The sequence below is a fragment of the Erythrobacter sp. K21-9 genome (genome assembly GCF_055808355.1).
Map to the genome: position 1 here is coordinate 1,004,952 of NZ_CM147866.1, position 22,842 is coordinate 1,027,793.

The 22,842-nt window shown below is 62.4% G+C and carries 27 protein-coding genes and 1 pseudogene; 12 read left to right on the forward strand and 16 right to left on the reverse strand.

Annotation, left to right across the window (positions count from 1 at the left end; translation table 11 throughout):
- Nucleotides 1-29 precede the first annotated feature (29 nt).
- On the forward strand, nucleotides 30-641 hold the full coding sequence (recR, locus tag AC0L39_RS05045) for a recombination mediator RecR (RefSeq protein WP_473261250.1): 612 nt from the start codon (nucleotides 30-32) through the stop codon (nucleotides 639-641).
- A gap of 123 nt (nucleotides 642-764) precedes the next feature.
- Complete coding sequence (gene def, locus AC0L39_RS05050; RefSeq protein ID WP_473261252.1) at nucleotides 765-1,349, forward strand: peptide deformylase; 585 nt, start codon at nucleotides 765-767, stop codon at nucleotides 1,347-1,349.
- On the opposite strand, the gene AC0L39_RS05055 is transcribed toward def, so the two are convergent.
- A complete protein-coding gene (locus AC0L39_RS05055; protein ID WP_473261254.1) occupies nucleotides 1,346-1,750 on the reverse strand; it encodes a four-helix bundle copper-binding protein in 405 nt (134 codons plus the stop codon). The genes def and AC0L39_RS05055 overlap by 4 nt on opposite strands.
- Nucleotides 1,751-1,854: 104 nt before the next feature.
- Here AC0L39_RS05055 and AC0L39_RS05060 point away from each other — a divergent pair, with 104 nt between their 5' ends.
- The 3 genes from AC0L39_RS05060 (at nucleotide 1,855) to AC0L39_RS05070 (ending at nucleotide 4,212) form a co-directional block, all read left to right on the forward strand.
- Nucleotides 1,855-3,258, forward strand: coding sequence for a DNA recombination protein RmuC (locus AC0L39_RS05060; protein ID WP_473262277.1), 1,404 nt, complete (start codon nucleotides 1,855-1,857; stop codon nucleotides 3,256-3,258).
- Nucleotides 3,259-3,412: 154 nt separating this feature from the next.
- Complete coding sequence (locus AC0L39_RS05065) at nucleotides 3,413-4,075, forward strand: acyl-CoA thioesterase domain-containing protein (RefSeq protein WP_473261256.1); 663 nt, start codon at nucleotides 3,413-3,415, stop codon at nucleotides 4,073-4,075.
- Nucleotides 3,985-4,212, forward strand: a complete 228-nt coding sequence (locus AC0L39_RS05070; protein ID WP_473261258.1) for a hypothetical protein — start codon at nucleotides 3,985-3,987, stop codon at nucleotides 4,210-4,212. The genes AC0L39_RS05065 and AC0L39_RS05070 overlap by 91 nt, the downstream gene beginning before the upstream one ends.
- Before the next feature lie 193 nt (nucleotides 4,213-4,405).
- Here AC0L39_RS05070 and AC0L39_RS05075 read toward each other — a convergent pair whose 3' ends face one another.
- The 9 genes and pseudogenes from AC0L39_RS05075 to AC0L39_RS05115 all read right to left on the reverse strand — a co-directional run bounded on the left by AC0L39_RS05075 (nucleotide 4,406) and on the right by AC0L39_RS05115 (nucleotide 9,705).
- Complete coding sequence (locus tag AC0L39_RS05075) at nucleotides 4,406-5,206, reverse strand: TrmH family RNA methyltransferase (protein WP_473261260.1); 801 nt, start codon at nucleotides 5,204-5,206, stop codon at nucleotides 4,406-4,408.
- A gap of 9 nt (nucleotides 5,207-5,215) precedes the next feature.
- Nucleotides 5,216-5,494, reverse strand: a complete 279-nt coding sequence (locus AC0L39_RS05080; protein ID WP_473261262.1) for an HPr family phosphocarrier protein — start codon at nucleotides 5,492-5,494, stop codon at nucleotides 5,216-5,218.
- Nucleotides 5,495-5,504: 10 nt separating this feature from the next.
- Nucleotides 5,505-5,930, reverse strand: a complete 426-nt coding sequence (locus AC0L39_RS05085; protein WP_473261264.1) for a PTS sugar transporter subunit IIA — start codon at nucleotides 5,928-5,930, stop codon at nucleotides 5,505-5,507.
- A gap of 25 nt (nucleotides 5,931-5,955) precedes the next feature.
- Nucleotides 5,956-6,897: an RNase adapter RapZ gene (gene rapZ / locus AC0L39_RS05090; protein ID WP_473261266.1), complete on the reverse strand. Its 942-nt coding sequence runs from the start codon at nucleotides 6,895-6,897 to the stop codon at nucleotides 5,956-5,958.
- 70 nt (nucleotides 6,898-6,967) lie between these two features.
- Complete coding sequence (locus tag AC0L39_RS05095; protein WP_473261268.1) at nucleotides 6,968-7,405, reverse strand: HPr kinase/phosphorylase; 438 nt, start codon at nucleotides 7,403-7,405, stop codon at nucleotides 6,968-6,970.
- A complete protein-coding gene (locus AC0L39_RS05100; protein ID WP_473261270.1) occupies nucleotides 7,402-7,659 on the reverse strand; it encodes a sensor histidine kinase in 258 nt (85 codons plus the stop codon). Before AC0L39_RS05100 ends, AC0L39_RS05095 begins: the two co-directional genes overlap by 4 nt.
- Before the next feature lie 4 nt (nucleotides 7,660-7,663).
- Complete coding sequence (locus AC0L39_RS05105; protein ID WP_473261272.1) at nucleotides 7,664-8,719, reverse strand: sensor histidine kinase; 1,056 nt, start codon at nucleotides 8,717-8,719, stop codon at nucleotides 7,664-7,666.
- A gap of 84 nt (nucleotides 8,720-8,803) precedes the next feature.
- Nucleotides 8,804-8,884 (reverse strand): annotated as a pseudogene (locus tag AC0L39_RS05110) (hypothetical protein); the annotation flags it as partial.
- Nucleotides 8,885-8,979: 95 nt separating this feature from the next.
- A complete protein-coding gene (locus AC0L39_RS05115; RefSeq protein ID WP_473262280.1) occupies nucleotides 8,980-9,705 on the reverse strand; it encodes a response regulator in 726 nt (241 codons plus the stop codon).
- Between the two features lie 384 nt (nucleotides 9,706-10,089).
- On the opposite strand from AC0L39_RS05115, the gene AC0L39_RS05120 reads away from it, so the two are divergent.
- The 3 genes from AC0L39_RS05120 to AC0L39_RS05130 all read left to right on the forward strand — a co-directional run bounded on the left by AC0L39_RS05120 (nucleotide 10,090) and on the right by AC0L39_RS05130 (nucleotide 12,717).
- Nucleotides 10,090-11,706: a phosphoenolpyruvate carboxykinase gene (locus tag AC0L39_RS05120; RefSeq protein ID WP_473261274.1), complete on the forward strand. Its 1,617-nt coding sequence runs from the start codon at nucleotides 10,090-10,092 to the stop codon at nucleotides 11,704-11,706.
- A 132-nt stretch (nucleotides 11,707-11,838) separates the two neighbouring features.
- Entirely contained in the window at nucleotides 11,839-12,159 is a 321-nt protein-coding gene (locus AC0L39_RS05125; protein ID WP_473261276.1) for a hypothetical protein, read from the forward strand.
- A 39-nt stretch (nucleotides 12,160-12,198) separates the two neighbouring features.
- Nucleotides 12,199-12,717 carry a DUF937 domain-containing protein gene (locus AC0L39_RS05130; protein ID WP_473261278.1) on the forward strand — a complete coding sequence of 173 codons (519 nt, stop codon included), beginning with the start codon at nucleotides 12,199-12,201 and terminating at the stop codon, nucleotides 12,715-12,717.
- Nucleotides 12,718-12,740: 23 nt separating this feature from the next.
- Here the strand turns inward: AC0L39_RS05130 and AC0L39_RS05135 are convergent, their stop codons facing one another.
- The 4 genes from AC0L39_RS05135 to AC0L39_RS05150 all read right to left on the reverse strand — a co-directional run bounded on the left by AC0L39_RS05135 (nucleotide 12,741) and on the right by AC0L39_RS05150 (nucleotide 18,327).
- Nucleotides 12,741-14,321, reverse strand: a complete 1,581-nt coding sequence (locus AC0L39_RS05135; protein ID WP_473261280.1) for a hypothetical protein — start codon at nucleotides 14,319-14,321, stop codon at nucleotides 12,741-12,743.
- Nucleotides 14,322-14,402: 81 nt separating this feature from the next.
- Entirely contained in the window at nucleotides 14,403-16,031 is a 1,629-nt protein-coding gene (locus AC0L39_RS05140) for an FAD-dependent oxidoreductase (protein WP_473261282.1), read from the reverse strand.
- A gap of 36 nt (nucleotides 16,032-16,067) precedes the next feature.
- Nucleotides 16,068-17,924: a DUF885 domain-containing protein gene (locus AC0L39_RS05145; RefSeq protein ID WP_473261284.1), complete on the reverse strand. Its 1,857-nt coding sequence runs from the start codon at nucleotides 17,922-17,924 to the stop codon at nucleotides 16,068-16,070.
- Nucleotides 17,925-17,961: 37 nt separating this feature from the next.
- A complete protein-coding gene (locus AC0L39_RS05150; RefSeq protein ID WP_473261286.1) occupies nucleotides 17,962-18,327 on the reverse strand; it encodes a DUF3597 domain-containing protein in 366 nt (121 codons plus the stop codon).
- A gap of 102 nt (nucleotides 18,328-18,429) precedes the next feature.
- Between AC0L39_RS05150 and AC0L39_RS05155 the strand changes: the two genes are divergently transcribed.
- The gene (locus tag AC0L39_RS05155) at nucleotides 18,430-18,636 is read left to right on the forward strand and encodes a hypothetical protein (RefSeq protein WP_473261288.1); all 207 of its coding nucleotides are present in this window, start codon (nucleotides 18,430-18,432) and stop codon (nucleotides 18,634-18,636) included.
- Between the two features lie 22 nt (nucleotides 18,637-18,658).
- Here AC0L39_RS05155 and AC0L39_RS05160 read toward each other — a convergent pair whose 3' ends face one another.
- Entirely contained in the window at nucleotides 18,659-19,345 is a 687-nt protein-coding gene (locus AC0L39_RS05160) for an energy transducer TonB (RefSeq protein ID WP_473261290.1), read from the reverse strand.
- Between the two features lie 266 nt (nucleotides 19,346-19,611).
- Nucleotides 19,612-20,268: an alpha/beta hydrolase gene (locus AC0L39_RS05165; RefSeq protein ID WP_473261292.1), complete on the reverse strand. Its 657-nt coding sequence runs from the start codon at nucleotides 20,266-20,268 to the stop codon at nucleotides 19,612-19,614.
- A 173-nt stretch (nucleotides 20,269-20,441) separates the two neighbouring features.
- On the opposite strand from AC0L39_RS05165, the gene AC0L39_RS05170 reads away from it, so the two are divergent.
- From AC0L39_RS05170 to AC0L39_RS05180, 3 genes are read left to right on the forward strand one after another with little or no spacing between them, the layout of a single operon-like run.
- On the forward strand, nucleotides 20,442-21,437 hold the full coding sequence (locus tag AC0L39_RS05170) for a cysteine desulfurase family protein (RefSeq protein ID WP_473261294.1): 996 nt from the start codon (nucleotides 20,442-20,444) through the stop codon (nucleotides 21,435-21,437).
- A complete protein-coding gene (locus AC0L39_RS05175; protein WP_473262283.1) occupies nucleotides 21,434-22,507 on the forward strand; it encodes a cysteine desulfurase family protein in 1,074 nt (357 codons plus the stop codon). Before AC0L39_RS05170 ends, AC0L39_RS05175 begins: the two co-directional genes overlap by 4 nt.
- The gene (locus AC0L39_RS05180) at nucleotides 22,504-22,839 is read left to right on the forward strand and encodes a 2Fe-2S iron-sulfur cluster-binding protein (RefSeq protein WP_473261296.1); all 336 of its coding nucleotides are present in this window, start codon (nucleotides 22,504-22,506) and stop codon (nucleotides 22,837-22,839) included. The genes AC0L39_RS05175 and AC0L39_RS05180 overlap by 4 nt, the downstream gene beginning before the upstream one ends.
- The last annotated feature ends 3 nt before the right edge of the window (nucleotides 22,840-22,842 follow it).

Genomic DNA, 22,842 nt, shown 5'->3' on the forward strand with positions numbered 1-22,842 from the left:
AAGTGACGCCAGCCCCTATCTCTCCCCTCATGGCATCGCAAGAGATCGAAGCTTTATCGGGAGCGCTTGCCCGGCTCCCCGGCCTTGGCCCGCGCTCTGCGCGGCGGGCTGTGCTGTGGCTGGTGAAGAACCGCGAACAGGCGCTGCCTGCGCTGCTCGAGGCGCTGGACGCGGTGTCGGAGACGCTGGTGGAGTGCCAGACCTGCGGCAATGTCGATACGAAAGATCCGTGCGGCATCTGCGCCGATCCCAAGCGCGATGCGAAGGCGCTGTGCGTCGTCGAGGATGTTGCCGATGTCTGGGCGCTGGACCGCGCGCGGCTGTTTCAGGGGCGCTATCATGTGCTCGGCGGTCGGCTCTCCGCGCTCGACGGGGTTGGGCCGGAAGATCTCAACATCGCGGATTTGCTGAAGCGCGTTGCAGCCAAAGAGGATGGCGTCGCGGTCGATGAGGTCGTTCTCGCCATGAACGCCACGCTGGAGGGGCAGACAACCGCGCACTACCTCGCCGAGCGGCTGGAGGAGCACAATGTCCGCATCACCCAGCTCGCCCACGGCCTGCCGGTAGGCGGTGAGCTGGATTATCTCGACGAGGGCACGCTGGCCCAGGCCCTCAGGGCGCGGCGGCCCATGAGCAGTTAGGTCACGGCAGTCAAAGGGCGACTGGGTCAGGCTAGTCTTGCGGAGGCTATCCCTCAGCAAATTGCCGCGAGCGAAGAAACAACTATCCTTGCGGGCAATGCCTGCACGCACTAAATTGCGATCATGGCTATTCGCGAAATTCTTGAAGTGCCGGATCCCCGGCTCAAAACCGTGTCCGAACCGGTGAAACCAGACGAGTTCAATGACGAACTGCGCGCGCTCGTAGAGGACATGTTCGAAACGATGTATGACGCGCCCGGTATCGGTCTTGCAGCGATCCAGGTCGGCGTGCCCAAGCGGGTGCTGGTGATCGATCTCCAGCCCGAAGACCCTGACGCCGAGCCAGTCGAATGCGACCATGATCACGGGGACGATGGGCACAAGCATACCCATCCTGCGACCAGAAAAGAGCCGCGCACTTTCATCAACCCCGTGATCATCGATCCCGCCGAGGAGCTATCGACCTATCAGGAGGGCTGCCTCTCGGTCCCCGAAATCTTCGCCGATGTAGACCGCCCCGCGACCTGCACGGTGCGGTATCAGGACCTGGACGGCAAGGAGCACGAGGAAAACCTAGAAGGTCTGCTCGCCACCTGCCTCCAGCATGAAATGGACCACCTCGAAGGTATCCTGTTCATCGATCACCTCTCCCGCCTGAAGCGGCAGATGGCGCTCAAGAAATTGAAGAAGCTGCGCCAGGCGGCTTAACCCTCGGTCTTCATCCGTCCGACCGCAGCCTTCACATCGCGGATCACTTCCTTGCACATCTGCGCGCAGCGCTTGCAGTGGCGGTCATCGTGCATCGAGCAATGTTCGAGGCATTGTTCGCGCGCGACGATGGTTGCGAGGCCCATCGCGCGGATGGCGATCACGTTCTGACCCGTGCGGCGTGAACCCATGCGGTAGAAGGCGGTGCAGGCATCCGAGGCGTCGAGGCAGCGGCGGATGCATTCGGCGCGCTCCTTCGCATCATCCTCTGCCAGACAGGCATCGGCGCACGAATTGATGATTGCCGCGCCGTACATAGCGTGCTTGACCGCCTCGCCCAGATCGGAGTTGTAACCGTCACCCACATGCGGGTGGTCCTGTATCATTTCCTTGATCGACATCGGTTTTCTCTCCTTTGTATGTGGAGCGAACGGGGCTGGGGATTGGTTCCAAATTGGCTGCATTGGCGCTTGGCGTGCGGCGGCGTTCCAGCTATGTTCCGCCAATGGATGGAAATATTCTTGTAGCTGCTATTGGCGCTTTGGCGCTGCTCATCGGGCTGGGTGTGGGCTGGTTTCTGGGCGGTAAGCCCGCGGCTGAGCTGCGCGAGCGGCTGGGCGAGCGTGAGGGCGAATTCAAGTCAGCGATAGCTGAACTGGGCGAGGCGAAGGTGGACCTTTCGGCAGCGAATGAACGCGCCGCGCGGGTCAGTGCATTAAGTGAGGAGCTGGAAGCTGCGCGGGCCGAAAACGCCGCGTTCAAGGCGGAGCGCGCCGGCTTTGCCGAGCAGAAACGCCTGCTCGAAGAATCGCGCGGGGCATTGCTCAAGGAATTTGAAAACACCGGCGCGCAGGTGCTGGGCAAGGCGCAGGAGGCGTTCCTCAAGCGCGCCGATGAACGCTTCAAGCAGTCCGAGGAAGCAGGCGAGCAGAAGATCAAGGCACTGCTTTCGCCGGTCGGTGAGCGGCTCGCCAAGTACGAAAAGCAGGTCGAAACGCTGGAAAACCAGCGCAAGGATGCGTTCGGGCAGCTGCACGGTGTGATCCAGTCGATGCGTGAGGGGCAGGAAGAGGTAAGGCGCGAGGCGCAGCGGCTCGGCAATTCGCTGACCAATGCACCCAAGGCGCGCGGGCGCTGGGGCGAGCGCGCACTGCAAAACGTGCTCGAACAATGCGGGCTAGCCGAGCACACCGATTTCCACCTCGAACAATCAGTCGATATCGATGCTGGTCGACAGCGCCCCGATGCCATCGTCAACGTGCCAGGCCAGAAGCAGCTTGTGATCGATGCGAAGGTGTCCTTGAACGCCTATCAGGCCGCGTTCGAGGCGGATGATGATGCCGAGCGGATCACGCATCTCGACCTTCACGCCAAATCCATGCGCAATCACGTGCAGACGCTCGGTAGCAAAAGCTATCAGAGCCAGTTCGACGACGCGCCCGATTACGTGGTGATGTTCGTGCCGGGCGAGCATTTCGTCGCCGCCGCGCTAGAGCATGATCCGGAGCTGTGGGATTTCGCCTTTCGCAACAAGGTGCTGCTCGCCACGCCGACCAATCTAGTCGCCATCGCGCGCACCGTCGCGCAGGTCTGGCGGCAGGACAAGATGGCCGAAGAGGCTGCCGAGATCGGCAAGATGGGCGCGGAGCTCTACGACCGCCTGCGGGTTGCCGCCGAACACATGAAACGCGTCGGCGGAGGGCTGGAGACGGCGGTCAACAATTACAACAAGTTCGTCGGCAGTTTCGAGCGCAACGTGCTGACTTCGGGCCGCCGCATGGCCGAAAAGGGCATCGAAATCTCGAAAGAGATCGACGACGTCCCGCTGGTCGAAGGCGCACCGCGCTACACCGCAAAGGACGTGGATGAGATTGAGACGCTGGAGGACAAGCGGGACGCGGCGGAGTGATGTGGAGGAATTTAGAACTCCATAAGGTCGCGGGATCGCTCGCCTAGATCACTGCACGCAAGCTAGAAAAGTCGGCTCCGTTTGGGAACCAAATTGAACGCCAGCGTTCAATAATGCGAAGGTCGTTTCGGCGGCCCAAACGAAAGCGCGAGCCATGACCCAGTTCCCACTCGATACCGCCACAACTTTGACTAAGCTCGATTCGGACCGGGTGCAGGCCGATGGCGGCGCCGAGTACTGGAATTTTCAATCCGCGTTCGGAGGTTGGGCGTTGGCCGCCGGGTATTCGGCGATCCAGGCTAAACAGCCGCAAAACAGCGCGCTGGCCAGCGCAACGGCCACATTCCTGAAGCCACTACCGCAAAGCGGACTGGTTATCGATGTTCGCACCCTACGCGAAGGCCGGCGGACCAATTTTTTTAGAACCGAATTTTTTGCAGGGTCGGAACCGACCGAGCCAACCTTTGCCGCCGATTTCGTCTTTTCCGAATTGCGTGACAAACCGCTGGATTACAGCGTCGATTTCCCCACTGTAGAACCGCCTGAACAATCGGACCGCATTCCCGATACTCCGGGCCCGCGCTTCCTCAGCAAATACGAACAAAGGATGTGCCTGGGCACCGCATTTACCGAGCAAGAACGCCCGCATTCTGCCGTTTGGGTGCGCGATGCCAGCGATCGGTACCGTGGGATGAAAAGGCTCTTCTGGCGGTATCCGATACCCCGATGCCGCGGACATTCTTCCTCGATTCCACACCCCGCTTCGGGGTCACGGTGCAATATGATCTGCACGTGCACTGCACCGCTGAGGAATTGACTGCGCTGGGCAGCGAATTCATCCTGGTCGAAGCGCACGCTGACAGAGTGCGAAACGGTAGGTTTTCGCAAACTACGCGCATCTGGTCGAAAGCTGGCCAACTTCTCGCCATCTCGAATCAACTGGCCTTCTACTGACGGAGACCTGCGCTGCCGGGCGTGCGATCAAATGTCGCAGCTATGGCTGAGCACCTGTGCTTGCCTGCCTCGGCCATCCGATGTGCCGAAACAGGCGAAACATCCATGCGCTTTTTCTTGGGCCTAGTCCTGCCGCGTTCTGATCGCCGCAACCCGGCTTAATCGCACCGGCAATCGCCGCGCGGCGGACCAATCAGTCTCCTAAGCACTCCAGAACTTCATAGGCCAGCACCGCCCCTGCAACCGCTGCATTCAGACTGTCGGCGCGCCCGCGCATCGGCATCATGACGCGCAGATCGCATTCGGCCTCGTAGGCTTCGGGTAGGCCTTGCGACTCGTTGCCGATAAGGATGAAGCAGGGTGCGTCATAAGCCGCGCCGCGATAAGGCACCGCGTCGCGCAAGCTCGCCGCGACCAGCTGTCCCGCGCCGCCGCGCAGCCACTGCGTGAACTCCTCCCACCGCGCCTGCGCCAGACCTTGCGTAAAGATCGCGCCCATGCTGGCGCGCACCGCCTCTGCACTGAAGGGATCGGCGCAATCGTCGATCAGGATCAGACCGCCTGCGCCCACGGCGTCTCCGGTGCGCAGCATCGTGCCAAGATTACCCGGATCCCTGAGCGCCTGCGCCACCAGCCAGATTGGCGCGGCACCGCGGTCCAGGCCCGCCAGCGCGGTTTCCCATTCGTCGAACACGCCGGCAACGCTCTGCGCGTTCGACTTGCCGGTGATCTTGGTGAGGATGTCCGGCGTGGTCTCGATCACCTCGCCGCCCGCGCCGCTGACCTCGCCCTCCAGCCGGTCCAGCAGCGGGTGCGGCTCGCGCGCTTCGGCCATGACCAGCTGGCGCGGCAGGCGTCCGCCCTCGCGCGCATCTTCGAGCAGGCGCAGCCCCTCGACTAGGAACTGGCCCGCGCGTTTGCGGTGTTTCTTGTCACGCAGGGAGCGCAGGTATTTGACGGTCGGATTGGAGAACCCGGTGATCTGTTTGCGCATGAGCCGGCGCTATTCTTCGCCGAATCCGTTTTCGATCAGTCCGACGAGTTCGCCAAGCACGCTTTCGGCATCGCTGCCGCCGACGATCACGTCCACATTATCGCCCTTGGCTGCGCCGAGCATCATCAGGCCGAGGATCGATCCACCCGCCGCTTCATTGCCGTCTTTCGCGACCCGAACATCGACGCCTTCGGGCAGTGCGGCAACTGCGCCGACGAATTTGGCGCTGGCCCGCGCATGCAGACCGCGCTTGTTGACGATGGTGACGTTGCGGCGGAGTTCGCTCATCCCATTGGCCTCACGCCTTCGCAGCGGTCTGCCCGGCATCCTCGCCGAGTAGTTCGCTGGCCACGGTGATGTAGTTGCGCCCGGCCTCCTGTGCGGCCTCGACCGCTTCGACCACGCCCATTTTCTTGCGCGCTCCGGCAAGGCGGATCAGCATCGGCAGGTTGATCCCGGCAATGACCTCCACCCGTCCCGTATCGAGCAATGAGATCGCGAGATTGGAGGGCGTGCCGCCGAACAGGTCGGTCAGGATGATAACGCCGCTGCCAGCATCGACGGTTTCGATGGCGGCTGCGATTTCGGCGCGGCGTTGTTCCATGTCGTCGCTCGGACCGATACAGACGGTCGCAATGCCGCTCTGTGTGCCGACAACGTGTTCCATCGCTTCGACAAATTGGTCCGCGAGGCGGCCGTGGGTAACCAGGATCAAGCCAATCATACGGGAAGTTACGTCCGTCAGTTACCTAGCCCGGCACACGTTCGATTTCATCGGCGGCGCGCGAGCCCAAATTTCGATGGCGGACAGTGGGCGAAAATCCCGCGTCGCGCAAGCCTTGGGCCATGCGTTCGGCGGTGAAGACCGAACGGTGTCTCCCCCCGGTACACCCGAAAGCAATGTGCACATACGCCTTGCCCTGCGCCTGGTAGCGGGGAAGCAGGGTGAGAAGCAGGTCGTGGATTTGCTCGAAAGCGGTATGAAACGCGGGGTCTTTTTCGATGTGTTCGCCGACCGGCGCGTCACGCCCGGTTAGTTCACGCAGCCCCTCGACCCAGTGCGGGTTGTCGAGAAACCGCATGTCAAACACGAGGTCGGCGAGCGGCGGCATCCCGCGCGCGAAACCGAAGCTCGAAATGGTCAGCGTGGCATCACTGGCCTCGCTGTTGTCGAACAGGTCGCGGACATGGCCCTGCAATTCGTTCGTGGCGAGCGAGGTTGTGTCGATCACCGTGTCCGCCCAGCGCCGCAGAGGTTCGAGCAGCTCGCGCTCAGCCCCGATGCCTTCGAGCAGCGGGCGCCCCTGCGTCATCGGGTGGCGGCGGCGCGTTTCATTGTAGCGGCGCTCAAGCTCGGTGTCGGCGCAGTCGATGAACATGAAGCTGACGGACAGGTCCTCGCGCTCGGTCAGGTCCTTGAGCAGGGCGATAATGTCGCCCGGCACGAAGCCGCGCGTACGCGAGTCGAAACCGATGGCGAGCGGGCCGCGCTGCTCGACCAGCGGCTCATCACCGGGCGCGACGAGTCGTTCGAGCAGGCGGACCGGGAAGTTGTCGATGGTCTCCCAGCCAAGATCTTCCAGCACATCGAGCGCAGTCGATTTGCCCGCGCCGGACAGCCCGGTGACCAGCAGCAAGCGCTGCCGGCCGGGATCGGCAGGAGGAGTGGCGGCAGGATGCGCAGGTTCCATGTGCCCTGTCTCGCGAGAATACGCGCGAATGGAAAGCGCCTTTTTTGCAAGGGCTGTGGATTGCGGCGGATCAGCCCGGCTTGAGCCCATGGTTCGCTAGAGCCCATTCCGCACGCAGGGCAGGGGCGATATTACCCGGATCGAAGGGGAGGGCTGGGATTCCAGCCCCCAGAATGTCCTTTGCCGGGATGTTCTCCGGCATACGCTCGGGGCTTTGTCCGAGGGAGAGGATGAGGGCGACCGGCACTTCGGTTACAACCGGCAATTCGATCAGGCCCACTCCATGCACCTCGAGCAGGCCCGCGATGTTCGGCGGAGGGGACGCGAGGACCTGCGTCCCGCGCCGCTCCAGCGTGACGCCGTCATCGCCGATCAGCGCTGCGCCGCGGTCGATCAGCGCGAGCGCGAGGCTCGACTTGCCGATGCCTGGCGCGCCTTCGATGAGGAGCGCGCGGCCATCGACCGCGACCGCGCTCGCCTGAAGAATAATGCGGTCCGCGCCGCTCACGCAGCGGGAAGCCGGAAACGCAGGCAGGCACCGGGCTCGCCATCGGGGCGGGCCTCAGCAGAAAGCGAGCCGTCATGCGCTTCGGCAATGGCGCGCGCAATGGCGAGACCGAGGCCGGAATGGTTGCCGAAATCCTCCCGCTCGGGCCGGATCGAATGGAATCGGTGAAAGACCTTTTCGCGCGCATCTTCGGGAATGCCCGGCCCGGAATCGCACACCATCACAGTTACACAATTGCCGTCATTGTCGATCATGACCTCAATCGGAGCTTCGTACCGGAGAGAAGGAGACCGCGTTGTCCAGCAGGTTCTCGACCACCCGCTCCAGCCGCGCGCCCACGCCTTCGACATAGGCGGCAAACCCGCGAGTTTTCAGTTCGATGCGGTGATTGAGGTTTTCTGCCCGGTGTTCGCGGCTGCCGATGATCTCGCGCACGAGGCTGGCCATGTCGATGCGTTCGCGCGTCGCGCGCGACATTTCGGCATCGATCCGGCTCGCGTCGGAAATTTCGGAGACAAGGCGGTCGATCCGGCGCACGTCGTGAGTGGCGATCTGTTCGAGCTCGCGGCGAGTATCCGGGTCTTCGACACGCGGGAGCGATTCGATCGCGCTGCGCAGGCTCGCAAGCGGGTTCTTGATTTCGTGCGCGACATCGGCGGCAAAGCTGTCCACCGCATCGATGCGGTGGCGCAGGGCGCCGGTCATATCGGACACTGCCCGCGCGAGCAGGCCTATATCATCACTGCGTTCAGGAAGGCGCGGAACCTCGACCTCGCGCTCGCGCCCCTGCCGCACCTTGACTGCGGCGCGCGCCAATTCGCGCAGAGGTGTGACGATGGTGCGCGCCAGATAGAGCGAGAGCATCGCGGAGGCGAACAGCACCAGCAGCACCGCCGTCATCAGTGTCGTACGCGCCGCCTGCACGGTTGCGGTGATGTCCACGGCGTTGCGCACCGTCAGCAGGGTCGCACCGTTCAGCCCGACCGGTGCTGCGGCGGTGATGACCGGCGTGCCATCCTCCCAATCATAGAGCGTAACCTGGCTGCGGCCTTCCTCACGCGCGCGAACCAGTTCCGGCCACGCATCGGCCATCTGCGCCTCGGGCTCGAGGTAATCGGTCACCGGCTCGGCGCTGACGATGGTGTCGACTGTCCGGTCGAGCCAGCGGGCGAATTGCTGTTCGCGCGTGTCATCGCTGATGTCGTCGAATTCGAAGGAGGGTTCATCGAGCGCGAAGCTGTCGGCCCACAGCAGGCCTTCGGCATCGAACATGCGCAAGCGCATTCCCTGTTCCTTTCCGATCTGGACCAGCAACGCCTCCTGCCGGTCGCGGGTCGCCCCGGCGAGTGCCTCTGCGGTGATCTGCGCTTCAATCCGGGCCAGCTTGAAGCGTTCGTTGATAAGCTGCGTGCGGTAGCTGTCGATATAGAACAGGCCGCCGCCAAGCAGGGCCAGCGGGAGGATGTTGACGACGAGTATGCGTGCGGTAAGCGAAAACCGAGCCGCCCCCGCTCAAGGTCTCGGTGCTGCCGCCAACTGGCAATGTTTCCCGGCTGACCTTGTGATAGGCATCTTCAGCCATCGTTGAAGCTGTATCCCGCGCCATATAGCGTCTCGATCGCGCCGAATTGCGGGTCGGCGCTGCGGAATTTGCGCCGCATCCGCTTGATATGGCTGTCAACGGTCCGGTCATCGACGAAGATATCGTCGGGATAGGCGGCATCCATCAACTGATTGCGGCTCTTGATGACACCCGGTCGAGCGGCCAGCGCTTCGAGGATGAGAAACTCGGTGACCGTCAGGCTGACCGGCCGGCCATCCCACGTCACGTGATGGCGTGCCGGGTCCATCTGCAGGCGGTCGCGCTCAAGGCTGTCCGGCGCGGGCTGAGCTGTGCTGCCGTCTTCTCCGCCGGTGTCGCGCACCGGATCGGCGCGGCGCAGGATGGCCCGGATGCGCGCGATCAGCAGGCGCTGGCTGAACGGTTTGGCGATGTAATCGTCTGCGCCTAGCTCGAGTCCGGCTTCCTCGTCCTCCTCATCGTCCTTGGAGGTGAGGAAAATGACAGGCAGCGCCACATGCTCGCGCACTTTCTTGAGCAGCTCCATGCCGTCCAGTTTGGGCATCTTGATATCGAACACGCCGAGCGCAGGCGGGTTCTCGATCAACGCCTTCAGCGCGGTCTCCCCATCGGAATAGAGCCGCGTCACGAACCCTTCTGCCTGAAGCGCAATGGAAACCGTGGTCAGAATGTTGCGATCATCATCGACCAGAGCGATTACCGGCGCATCATCGGGCATATCGGCAGCGGCGCTCGATCCGGCCTGGGCGCCCTCTTCACCCGGTGCGCCTTCAATGGTGTCGGTCATGCTATTTCTCCTGCGGCGCGCGTATCCCTGCCGCTTTTCCAGAGGATTAGCGGTTTCGGGGCGCGGAAACAACGCGCGGCACAAATGGTATCGCGCTGCGATCGGCATACCTCTTTGGGCGAATCGCCATGAGGGCGTTTGACGCGCGCGGGGAGGGCATATATCGAAGGAATAATTGGGATCTGACGGATTCTACGGGCTTTTTCCTGCCCTTTTTCCGGGCTATTGCGCTCATCTGTGCATACGTATGCACGAGTCTCTGGAAAATGATCGTGTCCGTCTGCCAATAGCCAGTCCTTTGATGGAGAATTCACGTTGACGCCTCTTGCCCAATCGCTGTCCAGTCAGGGGATTGAAACCCAGGCGGAAATCCACCCCAATCTTGGCACGCCTGCGCTGGTGGAGGCCTCTCTGGCCGCCGGTGAAGGCGTGCTGTCGAAGCACGGGGCCCTTGTCGTGCAGACCGGAGCGAAGACCGGGCGCAGCGCAAACGACAAGTTCATCGTGCGTGATGCCGCCACCGAAGACACGGTGTGGTGGGGCAAGGTGAACAAGGGCATGACGCCCGAGCACTTTGCCAATCTGAAGGCGGATTTCATGGACGCCGTCGCCGGCAAGGAAACGCTTTATGTCGCGGACCTGTTCGGCGGATCGCAGCCCGAGCACCGCGTGAACGTGCGCGTGATTAACGAGCTTGCGTGGCACAACCTGTTCATCCGCACCCTGCTGGTGCGTCCGACCAAGGATCAGCTTAGCGATTTCGCGCCCGAATACACGATCATCGACCTGCCGACTTTCAAAGCTGATCCGGCACGCCACGGCACGAACAGCGAAACCGTGATTGCGGTAAACCTGTCCGAAAAGCTGATCCTGATCGGCGGCACGAAATATGCAGGCGAGATGAAGAAGAGCGTCTTCGGCATTCTCAATTACCTGCTGCCGATGAAGGGCGTCATGCCGATGCATTGTTCGGCGAATATCAGCGAAGACGGCAAGACTGCCGTGTTTTTCGGTCTGTCAGGCACGGGCAAGACGACCCTGTCCGCCGATGCCAGCCGCACACTGATCGGCGATGACGAGCATGGCTGGTCGGACACTGCGGTCTTCAATTTCGAAGGCGGCTGCTACGCCAAAATGATCCGCCTGTCGGAAGAGGCGGAGCCGGAGATTTACGCGACCACGCGGCGGTTCGGCACGGTGCTCGAAAACGTGGTCATGGACGAGGAAACGCGCGAGCTCGATTTCGACGACAACTCGCTCGCGGAAAATACGCGCGGCGCCTACCCGATCGACTACATTCCCAACACCAGCGAGCACAATCTCGGCCCCGTGCCGAGCAATGTCGTAATGCTCACCGCCGATGCGTTTGGCGTGTTGCCTCCGATCTCGCGCCTCACGCCCGATCAGGCAATGTACCACTTCCTGTCGGGCTATACCGCCAAGGTCGCCGGGACTGAAATCGGCGTGACCGAGCCGGAAGCAACGTTCAGCACGTGCTTTGGCGCGCCCTTCATGCCGCGCCACCCGAGCGTTTACGGCAACCTGCTGAAGGAAAGCATTGCCAAGTGGCAGGTGCAGTGCTGGCTGCTCAACACCGGGTGGACCGGCGGCAAATACGGCACCGGCAACCGCATGCCGATCAAGGCAACGCGCGCGCTGCTCAATGCCGCGCTCGACGGCGATCTCGACACTGTTGAGTACCGCAAGGACGGTAATTTCGGTTTCGAAGTGCCGGTGCAGGTGCCCGTGCTCGCCCAACAGGGCATCGACCAGACAATCCTCGATCCGCGCAGCACTTGGGCGGACAAGTCCGAATATGACCGGACCGCGCACAAGCTGGTGCAGCTGTTCATCGACAACTTCGCCGAGTTTGCGCCGCATGTGGACGAAGGCGTCCGGCAGGCAGCGCCCGCTGCGCCCGTCGCGGCCTGATCGCCGCCAACGAGTTGGAGAGGGGAGCCCCGCCTTGCGCAGCGACGCAGGGCGGGGCTTTTTTTCGGCACATAAGCTGTTTTCGGGCGTCTATTCAGTAACAGGGATCAAGCAACGACAGGAGAGCACGCAATGAGCCTTTTCGACCAGATACTGGGCGCGGCCCACAACCACCCCACCGTCAAGAACATGGCCGAAAAGCTCGGCATCGATCAGGAAACTGCGGAAAAGGCTATTGCGGCGCTCACCGAAGGGCACCAGGCCGATGGCGACACGCTCGATGTCGCCGCTCAAAAAAGCGGGCTCGACCAGGGCGTTCTCTCGCAGGTCATGGAACATGTCGGCGGCGAAAGCTCGCTGACCGGGTTCATGCAGCTGCTGGACAAGGATCATGACGGCAATCCGTTGAACGATATCACCGACATGGCGTCGGGACTGTTCGGCAAGAAATAAAAACCCGTACCCCCCGCAAATATTTTCAGGAGAGACGCAATGAGCCTTGCTCAAATGTTGCAACAGACCGGCGCCATCAGCTCGATGGCGAGCGAACTCGGCATTGATGAAGGGACCGCGAAGACTGCGGCTGGCGCGCTGCTTCCGGCGATTGTGGCCGGGATGGGCCGCAGCGCAACGGGCGGGGCGACCACGCCCGATCCGATGGGCGGACTTGGCGGCCTGGCCGGGGCGATCCTCGGCGGTGGCGGTGCATCGGCTGGCGGCTTGCTCGACGCGGTTCTGGGTAACAGCCCCACTCCAACCGCGCCCGGCAATGACATTCTCGGCAATATCTTCGGCAGCAAGGATGTGAGCCGATCGGTCGCGGGCGAGGTCGCATCGATGACCGGCCTCGATGAAGGGCTGCTCAAGAAGATGCTGCCGATCCTCGCAATGGCTGTTGCCGGCTACATGGCCAAACAGGCGACCGGCGGAGGATCGGCCGGCGCTGCCCCGTCGCAAAACCCGCTGGGCGGCATACTGGGCTCAATCGTCGGCGGCATGATGAAGCGCTGATTGCAGCCGGGGCGGCGACGCATTCAGTCGCCGTCGCCTTCACCGTCTCCGTGATCGTCCGTTTCGTCACCAACGCGACTATCCGGGCGGCCCATTGAGAGCCGCATCGGTGCTCCCTCGGGTGCCTGTTCAAGCACGTCGATCATGTTCTTGGCGAGTTCGGCCCTGCTTCCGCCGTGAGGATCTGCGGCGAGCGGTTTCAGGCTGAACTTCGCCAGCTCGATCTTGCCTTCACTCGCTTGCATCATAGCCACCTGCACCCAGAGATGTTGGTCGAACGGCGCGAGCTGTGCCGCTCGTTCGAGCGCGGCGCGCGCATTTTCCGATGGTGCGACACCGCGCTCGGCATAGCTGCGGTAATAATAGATCAGCGGCAGTGGATGATCGTTCTCACGCTGGTTGAGCGCGGTGAACGGAGCCATCGCTTCCTCGTATGCCTGATCGGGCACGGCGGCATCGGCAGCCTTGCGGAACAGCGCATATCCCTTTTGCACGTAGGGATTGGTGCGCGCGGGATCGAGCGCGATGGCACGGTCTGCTGCCGCAATGGCCGCATCGTCATTGCCGGCATCGTATTCCGCCTCGGCGAGGGCGGACAGCACGCCGGGATCGTTTGGATACTCGGCAGCGACTTCGCGCACCTCGACTAGCAGTTCCTCTGCCTGCTCGCGGTTGACGCCGCGCTGCGAAACCATGCGCAGTTCCATCACTTCCGCTTCGCCTTCCGGCAGTTTGCGCAAGCTTACCTCGCCGATCTGGAACCGCTCTGGGCCGAGATTGAAGGTGAACATCCGGCGCTCCCGAAGATATTTCTTCAGCTCTTTTTCGAGCTGGTCGAGATCGCCGAAGACGGCTTCGCCCGCTTCAAGCGAACCCGTGCCGTTCGCAATCGCCATCAGATAATCGTTCAGCTGCCCCGCACGCTCCTTGGAGAATGTGAGGTAGTGGTACAGCAGCCAGCTGCGCCCGTAGAATCCGTCGCCGCTCGATCCGCGCTTCCTTCTCTTGTAATCGGGATCGAGTAGTTCGTGGACAGACACCGGATTGCCGACATTCAGTTCATAGGCGCGGTGCTGCGCGGGTCTGCCGATCATGACGCTGCCATCCTTGTCGAAGGTGGCGGCGGCGAAGAATTCGGCGGCCCCTTCGCTCATCCAGCGCGGCATGGCAAAACGGCTGCTCGAGATCAGGAAATGGTGCGCGTATTCATGCAGGAGCACCACGGTCGAGAAGTGCGGATACCCGTTCTGATTGCGGATATCCTGGACAAAGGCCCGGCTGGCCCCGGCGCGCGGGACATAGAAACCGGCGATGTTGCTGTTCTTCTGCCCGGCGAGGCGCCGCAGGTCGCGTCCCGATCCAACCACGAAAATCGTGACCCGGTTGGACGGGCTCGGCTTTCCGATCGCGCGTCTCGTCAGGTAGGACAGCGCACCATGATAGCGTTCGAGGTTTTCGGCAAAGCGGCGAATGTCCTTCTCGCTGTCATCGGCGTAAATGACGAAGTGGTCGGATGATGCCTCATACCAATCCGCCCTGGCGGGCGATGCAATGGCCCCAAAAGCGAAAACCGAAAGAAAAAGCGAAAAGATTTTGGATTTCATGATCCCGCGCGTCCCCTTAACTCAGTAAAGAGTGCCGCGACACGACTGAATTCGCAATGAATTTCTTCGGATAATTACTCGCTAACCGTAATCGCCGCGCTTGCGATCGTCGAGGTAGCTCCAGATTCGGCTGACCACCACCGATCCCTCGCCGACCGCGCTGGCCACCCGCTTCACCGATCCCGAGCGGACATCGCCCACGGCAAAAATACCGTCAGTGCCCGTTTCGAAGGGTGTGTCGCGGCCAACCTCTGCGCCGGTGCGAACGAAGCCTTTCTCGTCAGTTTCGACGAGGCCGGAGAGCCAATCGGTGTTGGGAGCAGCACCGATCATGATGAACAGCGCCCTGGTTTCGATCTGACGCTCTTCACCATCGGACTTTACAGTCACCGAGCTCAGCCAATCATCGCCGTGCAATGCCGTGACTTCGGTGTGGTAGTGTATCGTGATCTTCTTGTCGGCTTCGAGCCGCTGGCTGAGATAGCTCGACATGGACGCGGCAAGGCTGCCCGAGCGCACCACTAGGTGCACGTGCGCGGCGGTGCGCGAGAGGAACATCGCCGCCTGACCGGCAGAATTGCCGCCGCCGATCACGACTACTTCTGTGCGGGCGCAGAAACGCGCCTCCATCTCCGTAGCGGAGTAGAAGATGCCCGCCCCTTCGAGCCGTTCGAGATTATCCAGCGGGAGCCGGCGATATTGCACGCCGGTGCTGACAAGGATGGCGCTTGCGCAAATCTCGTCCTCATCGTCGAGCCGGGCGCAGAAGGTGCCGTCCTCGCGTTTGGTCAGGCCGATAACGCAGCGCGGCATCACGAAGCGTGTGCCGAATTTGAGCGCCTGGATCTGGCCGCGATAGGTGAGGTCGGTTCCGCTGATCCCGGTGGGAAAGCCCATGTAATTCTCGATCCGGCTGGACGTGCCTGCCTGCCCGCCCACCGCAGTATCCTCGATTACCAGCGCATCGAGCCCTTCGGACCCGGCATAGACCGCTGCGGCCACTCCTGCCGGGCCGCCGCCGACAATCAGCAGATCGAAATCACGCTGCGAGCAGATATCGAGATCGAGCCCGAGATATTGCGCGACCTTGCGCGGGGTCGGGTCCTCAAGTTTTTGGTCGGTGCCAAGGATGACCGACGGGTGATGACCGGTCAGGTCGCAGACTTGCGCGGTTTCCTCGTCGGTCGCATCCATGTCGTAGCTTTCGAACGGAATGCGGTTGCGCGACATGAACCGCTCGACTGCCTGCACTGCCGGATCGCGATCGGCGCCAATGATCTTCACTGCCGAATTGCGCATTTCAAACTGCTTGCGCCGGCGCGCGGCGAAGACCGTGATGATATGGTCGGATAGCTCCGGCACACGGCTCATCAGGTCGAGCATAGCGGTGCGCGGGGCGGCGATGACCCGGGTCTCACGCGCGGCGCGCATTTTCAGGTAATTGGTGCCCCGGTTCAGAAACCCGATCTCGCCCATGAACTGCGTTGGTCCAAGCGAGGATTCGAGCATGCGCTCGCCAGTGTGCGGATCGACCACTTCGATCTCGCCGTCCACCACGTATATAAACGTGTCCATCGGATCGCCCAGATCGGCGACGATTTCGCCTTTCGGATAGGTCTTTTCCTCACCGATCTCGCAGATCGCCGCGACGTGATCGTCGGCCAGCGGGACGCGCCGCATGGTTTCGAGGTCTTCTCCAAGCTGTTCCATACGCGGCTCCCGTTATGTGATGCGAGCTATATGGTGTCAGGCGCGCGCGCCTGCAATGTAGCGCGAAACCGTCTTCTCGACGACATTGAGCGGCGCATTCCCGCCCATGATGACGGCGGTGTTGAAAGCCTTGAAATCGTAGGCGCTGCCAAGCTCGGCCTCGGCCCGCGCGCGCTGGCGCACGATTTCGCTGTGGCCCAGCTTGTACCCGGTCGCCTGGCCCGGCCAGCTGCAATAGCGGTCAACCTCGCTGGCGACTTCTTCGTACTTCGAACCATTGCGTTCCACGAAGAAGCGGCGCGCCTGCTCGCGGCTCCAGCCTTTCGAATGCAGGCCGGTGTCGACCACCATGCGGCAGGCACGGAAGGCGAGCGACTGGAGATAGCCGAGCCGCCCGACCTTGAAATCGTCATACGCGCCAAGCTCGTCGGCAATCTGCTCGCCATACAGCGCCCAGCCTTCGCTAAACGGGTTGAAGGCGAGAATCGAGCGGATGAGCGGCAGGCGATTGGAATATTCGCCCTCCCAGACATGGCCCGGAATGGTCTCGTGATAGGTGAGATCGGCCAGGTCGTATTTGCGGTGCAGGTCGGTGGTGCGCAGATTGATCCAGAACCGGCCCGGGATCGTCCCGTCCTTGCTTCCCGCTCCGCCATAGGCTCCGGGAGCGCCGGCTTCCTCGGCAATCGAGATGCGGGTCACTTCGAGATTGGGATCGACCAGTTCGTCGAAGGCGCGGGGCATCTGCGCCTTGATCCAGTCCACCCGCTCATCGATGAAAGCAAAGATTTCCTCGCGGCCCTTGTCGCCTTCGGAAAACTTGTAGCGCGGGTCGGCGGCGAGCGTCTGCATCCGCTCCCCAACCGTGCCGCTGGTGTAGCCGATCTCTCGCAGGATCGGGTCCATTCGCCCGTGCAGCGCTTCCAGCTCTTCGAGGCCCTGGCGGTGGATTTCATCCGGGGTGAGGCGGGTCGTGGTGCTGGATCTGAGCGCCCAATCATAGAATTGCTCGCCGCTGGGGCGTGCGGAGATCCCCGGATCGGAGGTTGCGGCCGCGCGTTGCAGTTTCAATTCTTCGAGCTGATCCGAAAGCGCACCTGCAATCGCCCCGCTTTCCATTGCGAGCGCAAGCTCGGCGCGCGAGCCGGGCAGGCCGATTTCTTGCAGTGATGCGCGCAGATGATCGGTGAAAAGCTCACCCTTGGCGGCGCTCGCGATGGACAATTCCATCTGGCCGATGGCCTTGTCGATCAGGAAATCGGGCGGGACCACGCCCATGCCGCGCGCCTGACGCATTCGTTCAAGCTCGCCACCAAGCACGGCGGGAAACTGCTCAACCCTCTCGAGGTAGAAATCGGCATCCTGCGCATCGCGGAGCGGGTGGTCAGACTGCATGAAGCGCGGCGCGCCAATATACGCGCCGACATTCTGGATGACGACATAGGGCGCCGTGCGCCAATTGCCGACCGGCGTATCGCCGTACGGCAGCGCGAAGCCATCGAGCGCCAATTCGTAAGCGCTTTCGACCACCTCGATATTGGTCAAGGTCTCGGTGTCGAGGCCGGCGCGGGGGTAGGCGCGCAGTTTGGCGAGGTTGTCCCGCAGCGTCGCAGCGTAGGCATCCTGCCCTTCCGGGGTCTGATCCTCCAGCTTGCCGCGCAGATGGGCATAGCTGCCGGTGTCGACGCCAAGGGTCGTGGCGCGTGTCGGTTCGTGCTCCAGCATCGCATAGGCGATCTGGTCGAGCATCTGATTGGCATCCGTCGCCGCAGTGGCCGGAGCGCCTGCCTGATACGCCGCCCCCGCGCAGCCCGGAACAAGCGCCAATGTGGAAACGCCGCCAAGCCCGTAAAGGGCCTGACGGCGCGTGATGTTCTGGTTTGTCTCTCTCATGGCGCGTGGGTGTACCGCGCGCCTGAAAGGTGTCAAATCAGTTCTTGAGTTCGCCCGGAACGACGCCGCCGGCCTTGGCGATTTCGTCCATTACATCGCGGTGCAGCTTGATGTTGTCCTCAGCGCTGCCCGAATAGCCGGTATTGCCCATTTCCTGCGCAAGTTCCTTGCGGTTCTCATAGCTCGGATCGATCTTCACAAGCTTCATGAGATCGACGATCGAGGTGCGCCAGTTGAGATCTTCGGCGCCCGGGATATTGGCGATACGCTTTTCGACTTCGTCCTGGCTGATCGGCGCGCGCTCTTTTGGGCCCGAGGTCGCGGTGGGCTGCGGGTTGCCCTTGATCTCGTCCTTGTCGTCATCCCCGAAAATCGCGTTTTTGATCGAACTGAAAATACCCATGCATTCCTCCTCTAAATGGTCTTGCAAGTGCGGCAGTCGCGTGTGCAAAGCACATCTGACGGACACTTCTCCCCTACCAACGTATGACGAGGCTATTCGTTCATGGATATCGTACTTTCCATCGTGATGCTTGCAGCATTCGCCCTGCTGGCAGGCGCTTTCGTCTATTGGCGGCGCACCAGAGAGGTGAAGCAGCCCGCGCTGATGGTCGTGCTCGCGATTATCGCGATTGCGAATGTGCTGATCTGGACCGTGCCGACATCGGACGGCAGCTCACCGATTGAAGCAGCGGAGGCGGCTGGCGAATGATGCCTCGCCAGCCGCCGCATAGTCATTCAGGCAGCTTCCAGTTTACGGAATTCCGATACGTGCCGGAGATCGGGTTGCCGTAGCTGTCCTTTGCCGGTTCGAACTTGGCGCGGCGCTGGATCAGCTTGCAGGTCGCCTCGTCCAGCGGACTGTGCCCGGTCGACTTGGTGATCGTGCAGTCGCTCACCTTGCCCTTGCGGTCGATGGTGAGGGCGAAGCTTGCGACACCCGATAGCCCCTCGCGCACCCAGCGTGGGCGGAAATCGTTGTCGGTAACCCACCGCCCCGGATTGCCGCGCGGCGACGCCTTGATCGGATCGGGCAAAGCGGGGGACGGAGTAGCGTTACCGACTGGACCGGGAATGATGAACGGTGTCACGGAGGTTGTGTCCGGACCGGGCAGTGCGATGATCGGATCACTCGTCCCAAGCTCGAAATCGAATTTCGTATCGGGCATTGGAGCAACCGTCGGAGAAGGCTGCTGAGCCTGAGGCGCCGCATCCGGCTGAGGTGCAGGATCGGGAGGGGGCGGCGTGACATCGGGCTCAACCGGCGTGACGTCGAATACGTCGGGGTTCTGGATCACGTCCGGGATGACTCCCTTGACTGCGAGGCCGATGACCAGAACGGCTCCGACTGCTGCTGGCACGCCCAGCGCACCGAGCATCGCGACCGGGTTCGCGCGATTGGCAGTTTGCGCATAGTTCATATTGAGGCTCCTCTCTCACGTTTTCATGTGAGCGGCGCCAGAAACGAAGCGAGGCTGGACTATCGAAACCGGCACCTCTCACCTTGTATGTTACAACATAACATTACGAAGGCAAGGCCTTTCGCGTTGTTTTTAAAGACCTATTTTGGCGAGCGTCCTTAAACGGCGGCCGCGAGGGCGACCGACCGCCCGCTGGCCCACATGGGCCGAGGACATCGCACCCCGGGTGAAGTGCGCACAAGAAACCAATCAAATGATCCGAGAGATCACTTGATCGGACAATCCGGCGACAGGCGGAAGTCGAGGTAATTGTCGACCGACTTCATCATATCGTCCATTTCATTCTCGAAGAAATGGTTCGCGCGCGGGATTTCGTCGTGGTGGATGGTGATGTGCTTTTGCGCGCGCAGCTTGTCGACAAGCTTTTGCACGGCGGTCGGCTGCACCACCGTATCGGCAGCGCCCTGCACGAAAATGCCGCTAGCCGGGCATGGCGCAAGGAAGCTGAAATCGTACATGTTCGCCGGCGGAGCGACGGAGATGAAGCCGCGCACTTCCGGGCGGCGCATCAGCAATTGCATTCCGATCAGCGCGCCGAAGGAATATCCCGCAACCCATGTCGTCTGGGCCTCCGGGTGAATCGACTGAACCCAATCGAGCGCGCTTGCGGCATCGGAAAGCTCGCCAATGCCGTTGTCGAAGCTTCCCTGGCTGCGGCCAACGCCGCGAAAGTTGAAGCGCAGGACCGCAAAGCCGCGATCTGCAAAAGTCTTGTAAAGCCGCTGGACGATCCGGTCGTTCATCGTGCCGCCGCCTTCCGGGTGCGGATGCAGGATCATCGCAACAGGCGCACGCGGGCGCGGGGGAGGGGAGAAACGACCTTCAAGACGGCCTTCGGGGCCGGGGAAGATGACTGATGGCATGAATGGACCTTCGAGAATTGGGTGTGGCACGCGCCGGGTGGCGCGGCTGAACGCGCGCTCTATATAAGGTCAGATGCAGATTTCGCAATTTTTTGTAGGGCAGTCCCATAGCTGAGCGGATCTACCTGGATCATGCCGCCACATCGCCGCTTCGCCCCGAGGCAAGGCAAGCGATGGAGGATGGCTTTGCGCTATGGGCAAACCCGTCCAGCCCCCACGCCGAGGGCCGCAAGGCGCGCGCCGCGCTGGAAGATGCGAGAGACCGCATCAAGACGCCGCTGGGCTGGGACGGCGAGCTGATCTTCACAAGCGGCGCGAGCGAGGCGGCGGATCTTGCGCTCAATTCGGCAAGGGCCGGAGCGCGGCTGGTCAGTGCGGTGGAGCATGACGCGATCCTGAAAGCCGCGCCCGATGCCGAGCGCTTGCCGGTGCAGAGCGATGGCTCGCTCGATCTCGACGTGCTGGCAGAGGCGGTGCAGCGCGAACGCCCGCTTGTCGCGGTCCAGCGGGTCAATTCGGAAACCGGCGCGCAGCAGGATATCGCGCGCATCGCCGCGATCGTTCACGAAGCAGGCGGCCTGCTGCTGACCGATTGCGCCCAATCTACCGGCAAGACACCTGTTCCTTCGCAGGCAGACATGGCCATTGTGTCGGCGCACAAGTTCGGCGGCCCGATCGGCATTGGCGCTCTGCTGGTGAAGGACTACGCCATGCTGGAGGCGAGCGGCGGACACGAACGCGGATACCGGCGAGGGACGGAGAACCTGCCCGGCGCGCTGGGCATGGCCGCGGCGCTGCAGGCTGCGGGGAAACCTTACATCGGCAATGATGTGCTTGCCCCGCTGACGGGGTTGGCTGAGCAAGTCGTGAACGTGGGCGGCACTTGGCTGAATTTTGCTCTGGATGCGCCGTCGCCCTACATCGCCGCCCTGGCCATGCCGAACATGTCGGGCAGCGCGCAGGTGATGCGCTTCGATATGGCGGGGATCGCGGTGTCGCAGGGCAGCGCCTGTTCGAGCGGGACGATGAAGTCCAGCCATGTGCTCGCGGCAATGGGACTGGATGAAGCAGTTGCCGCAAACACGATCCGGATGAGCCTCGGGTGGTCGACAACACGGGCAGAGGTTGAACGCTTCGCCGAAACATGGACAGAACTGGCACGCATATGATCTATCTCGATTACCAGGCCACCACGCCGCTCGCGCCCGAGGCGCGCGATGCGATGCTGCGCTGGCTCGACGGGCCGGAAGGCACAGGCTTCGGCAATCCGCACAGTCCGCATCGCATGGGTCGACAGGCTGCCGCAGCGATTGAGTTGGCGCGGGATCGGGTCGCCGCCTTGCTGCCTGCAGGCGGACGGGTGATCTTCACCGGCAATGCGCGCGAGGCAATCAATCTCGCCATTCGCGGCAGCGGGAGCGGGGGAAGCGTGTCGGTCTCCGCTATCGAACACGCGGCGGTTTACGACACGGCAAAGGCGCTGGGCGAGGCGCATATCCTCAATGTCTCGAAAGAGGGGCAGTGCAACACCGCTCAGGACGTGCCTGCCGACGTGCGCCTGATCGCGGTGATGCAGGTCAATAACGAGATCGGAACGATCCAGCCCACCATCGACTGGCACCGCAAGGCCAAGGAAAACAACGCACTGTTCCTGATCGACGCGGTGCAGGCGTACGGCAAGATGGAAGTGACCGGCGCGGACATGATCGCCATTTCCGCGCACAAGCTGCACGGGCCCAAGGGTATCGGCGCGCTGTGGGTGCGCGACGGTATCGATCTCGATCCGCAGGTCACCGGCGGGCTGCAGGAAGGGGAACGTTCGGGCACGCTATCACCCGCCCTGGTGTCCGGTTTCGGCGCAGCGGCGCATCTGGCGAAGGAGCTGAGAGAGCAGGACGCGGCCCATGTCGAAGAGCTGTGGAAGCGCGCGCGCGAGCTGTTTTCGGACTGGGAGCTCAATGGCAGCGAGGTTGCGCGCTACCACGGCAATCTGAATATGCGGCGCAAGGGGCTCGACGTGAATCGCCTGATGTCGGAGTGCCGCAATGTGATGTTCTCAGCAGGGTCCGCCTGCGCCAGCGGTTCGGGCAAGACCAGCCACGTGCTCAAAGCCATCGGGCTTTCCGACAAACAGGCAAAGTCCTCGATCCGCATCGGTTTCGGGCGCTACACCCAGATGGCAGACCTCGAAAAAGCCGCCGAGACGATCAACGCCGCGGCCAAGGACCAGGAAGTGTGAGCATTTCGGTTACCTTCATCGACCCGCACGGTGAGCAGATTTTGGCCAGCGCCGAACCAGGCGACAACTTGCTGCGCATCGGACAGGCGGCGGGCTTGCCGCTTGAGGGCACGTGCGAGGGGCAGATGGCGCGCTCGACCTGTCATGTGATCGTCGCCGCCGAATGGTTCGACAAGCTTGCCGAGGCGAGCGAGGAAGAGGAAGACATGCTCGATTTCGCCGCCGGAGCGCGCCGGACGAGCAGGCTTTCATGCCAGATCGACCTTACGCCCGAACTCGACGGCCTCACCGTCAGCGTCCCATCCGAAAGCGCCGATGCGCGGCGGATGTGAGCC

Bases quoted from the DNA above. Each gene is read 5' to 3' on its own strand.
- recR (WP_473261250.1), top strand. From the start codon at position 30: ATGGCATCGCAAGAGATCGAAGCTTTATCGGGAGCGCTTGCCCGGCTC.
- def (WP_473261252.1), top strand. From the start codon at position 765: ATGGCTATTCGCGAAATTCTTGAAGTGCCGGATCCCCGGCTCAAAACC.
- AC0L39_RS05055 (WP_473261254.1), bottom strand. From the start codon at position 1,750: ATGTCGATCAAGGAAATGATACAGGACCACCCGCATGTGGGTGACGGT.
- AC0L39_RS05060 (WP_473262277.1), top strand. From the start codon at position 1,855: ATGGATGGAAATATTCTTGTAGCTGCTATTGGCGCTTTGGCGCTGCTC.
- AC0L39_RS05065 (WP_473261256.1), top strand. From the start codon at position 3,413: ATGACCCAGTTCCCACTCGATACCGCCACAACTTTGACTAAGCTCGAT.
- AC0L39_RS05070 (WP_473261258.1), top strand. From the start codon at position 3,985: ATGCCGCGGACATTCTTCCTCGATTCCACACCCCGCTTCGGGGTCACG.
- AC0L39_RS05075 (WP_473261260.1), bottom strand. From the start codon at position 5,206: ATGCGCAAACAGATCACCGGGTTCTCCAATCCGACCGTCAAATACCTG.
- AC0L39_RS05080 (WP_473261262.1), bottom strand. From the start codon at position 5,494: ATGAGCGAACTCCGCCGCAACGTCACCATCGTCAACAAGCGCGGTCTG.
- AC0L39_RS05085 (WP_473261264.1), bottom strand. From the start codon at position 5,930: ATGATTGGCTTGATCCTGGTTACCCACGGCCGCCTCGCGGACCAATTT.
- rapZ (WP_473261266.1), bottom strand. From the start codon at position 6,897: ATGGAACCTGCGCATCCTGCCGCCACTCCTCCTGCCGATCCCGGCCGG.
- AC0L39_RS05100 (WP_473261270.1), bottom strand. From the start codon at position 7,659: ATGATCGACAATGACGGCAATTGTGTAACTGTGATGGTGTGCGATTCC.
- AC0L39_RS05115 (WP_473262280.1), bottom strand. From the start codon at position 9,705: ATGCCCGATGATGCGCCGGTAATCGCTCTGGTCGATGATGATCGCAAC.
- AC0L39_RS05125 (WP_473261276.1), top strand. From the start codon at position 11,839: ATGAGCCTTTTCGACCAGATACTGGGCGCGGCCCACAACCACCCCACC.
- AC0L39_RS05130 (WP_473261278.1), top strand. From the start codon at position 12,199: ATGAGCCTTGCTCAAATGTTGCAACAGACCGGCGCCATCAGCTCGATG.
- AC0L39_RS05135 (WP_473261280.1), bottom strand. From the start codon at position 14,321: ATGAAATCCAAAATCTTTTCGCTTTTTCTTTCGGTTTTCGCTTTTGGG.
- AC0L39_RS05140 (WP_473261282.1), bottom strand. From the start codon at position 16,031: ATGGAACAGCTTGGAGAAGACCTCGAAACCATGCGGCGCGTCCCGCTG.
- AC0L39_RS05145 (WP_473261284.1), bottom strand. From the start codon at position 17,924: ATGAGAGAGACAAACCAGAACATCACGCGCCGTCAGGCCCTTTACGGG.
- AC0L39_RS05150 (WP_473261286.1), bottom strand. From the start codon at position 18,327: ATGGGTATTTTCAGTTCGATCAAAAACGCGATTTTCGGGGATGACGAC.
- AC0L39_RS05155 (WP_473261288.1), top strand. From the start codon at position 18,430: ATGGATATCGTACTTTCCATCGTGATGCTTGCAGCATTCGCCCTGCTG.
- AC0L39_RS05160 (WP_473261290.1), bottom strand. From the start codon at position 19,345: ATGAACTATGCGCAAACTGCCAATCGCGCGAACCCGGTCGCGATGCTC.
- AC0L39_RS05165 (WP_473261292.1), bottom strand. From the start codon at position 20,268: ATGCCATCAGTCATCTTCCCCGGCCCCGAAGGCCGTCTTGAAGGTCGT.
- AC0L39_RS05170 (WP_473261294.1), top strand. From the start codon at position 20,442: ATGGAGGATGGCTTTGCGCTATGGGCAAACCCGTCCAGCCCCCACGCC.
- AC0L39_RS05175 (WP_473262283.1), top strand. From the start codon at position 21,434: ATGATCTATCTCGATTACCAGGCCACCACGCCGCTCGCGCCCGAGGCG.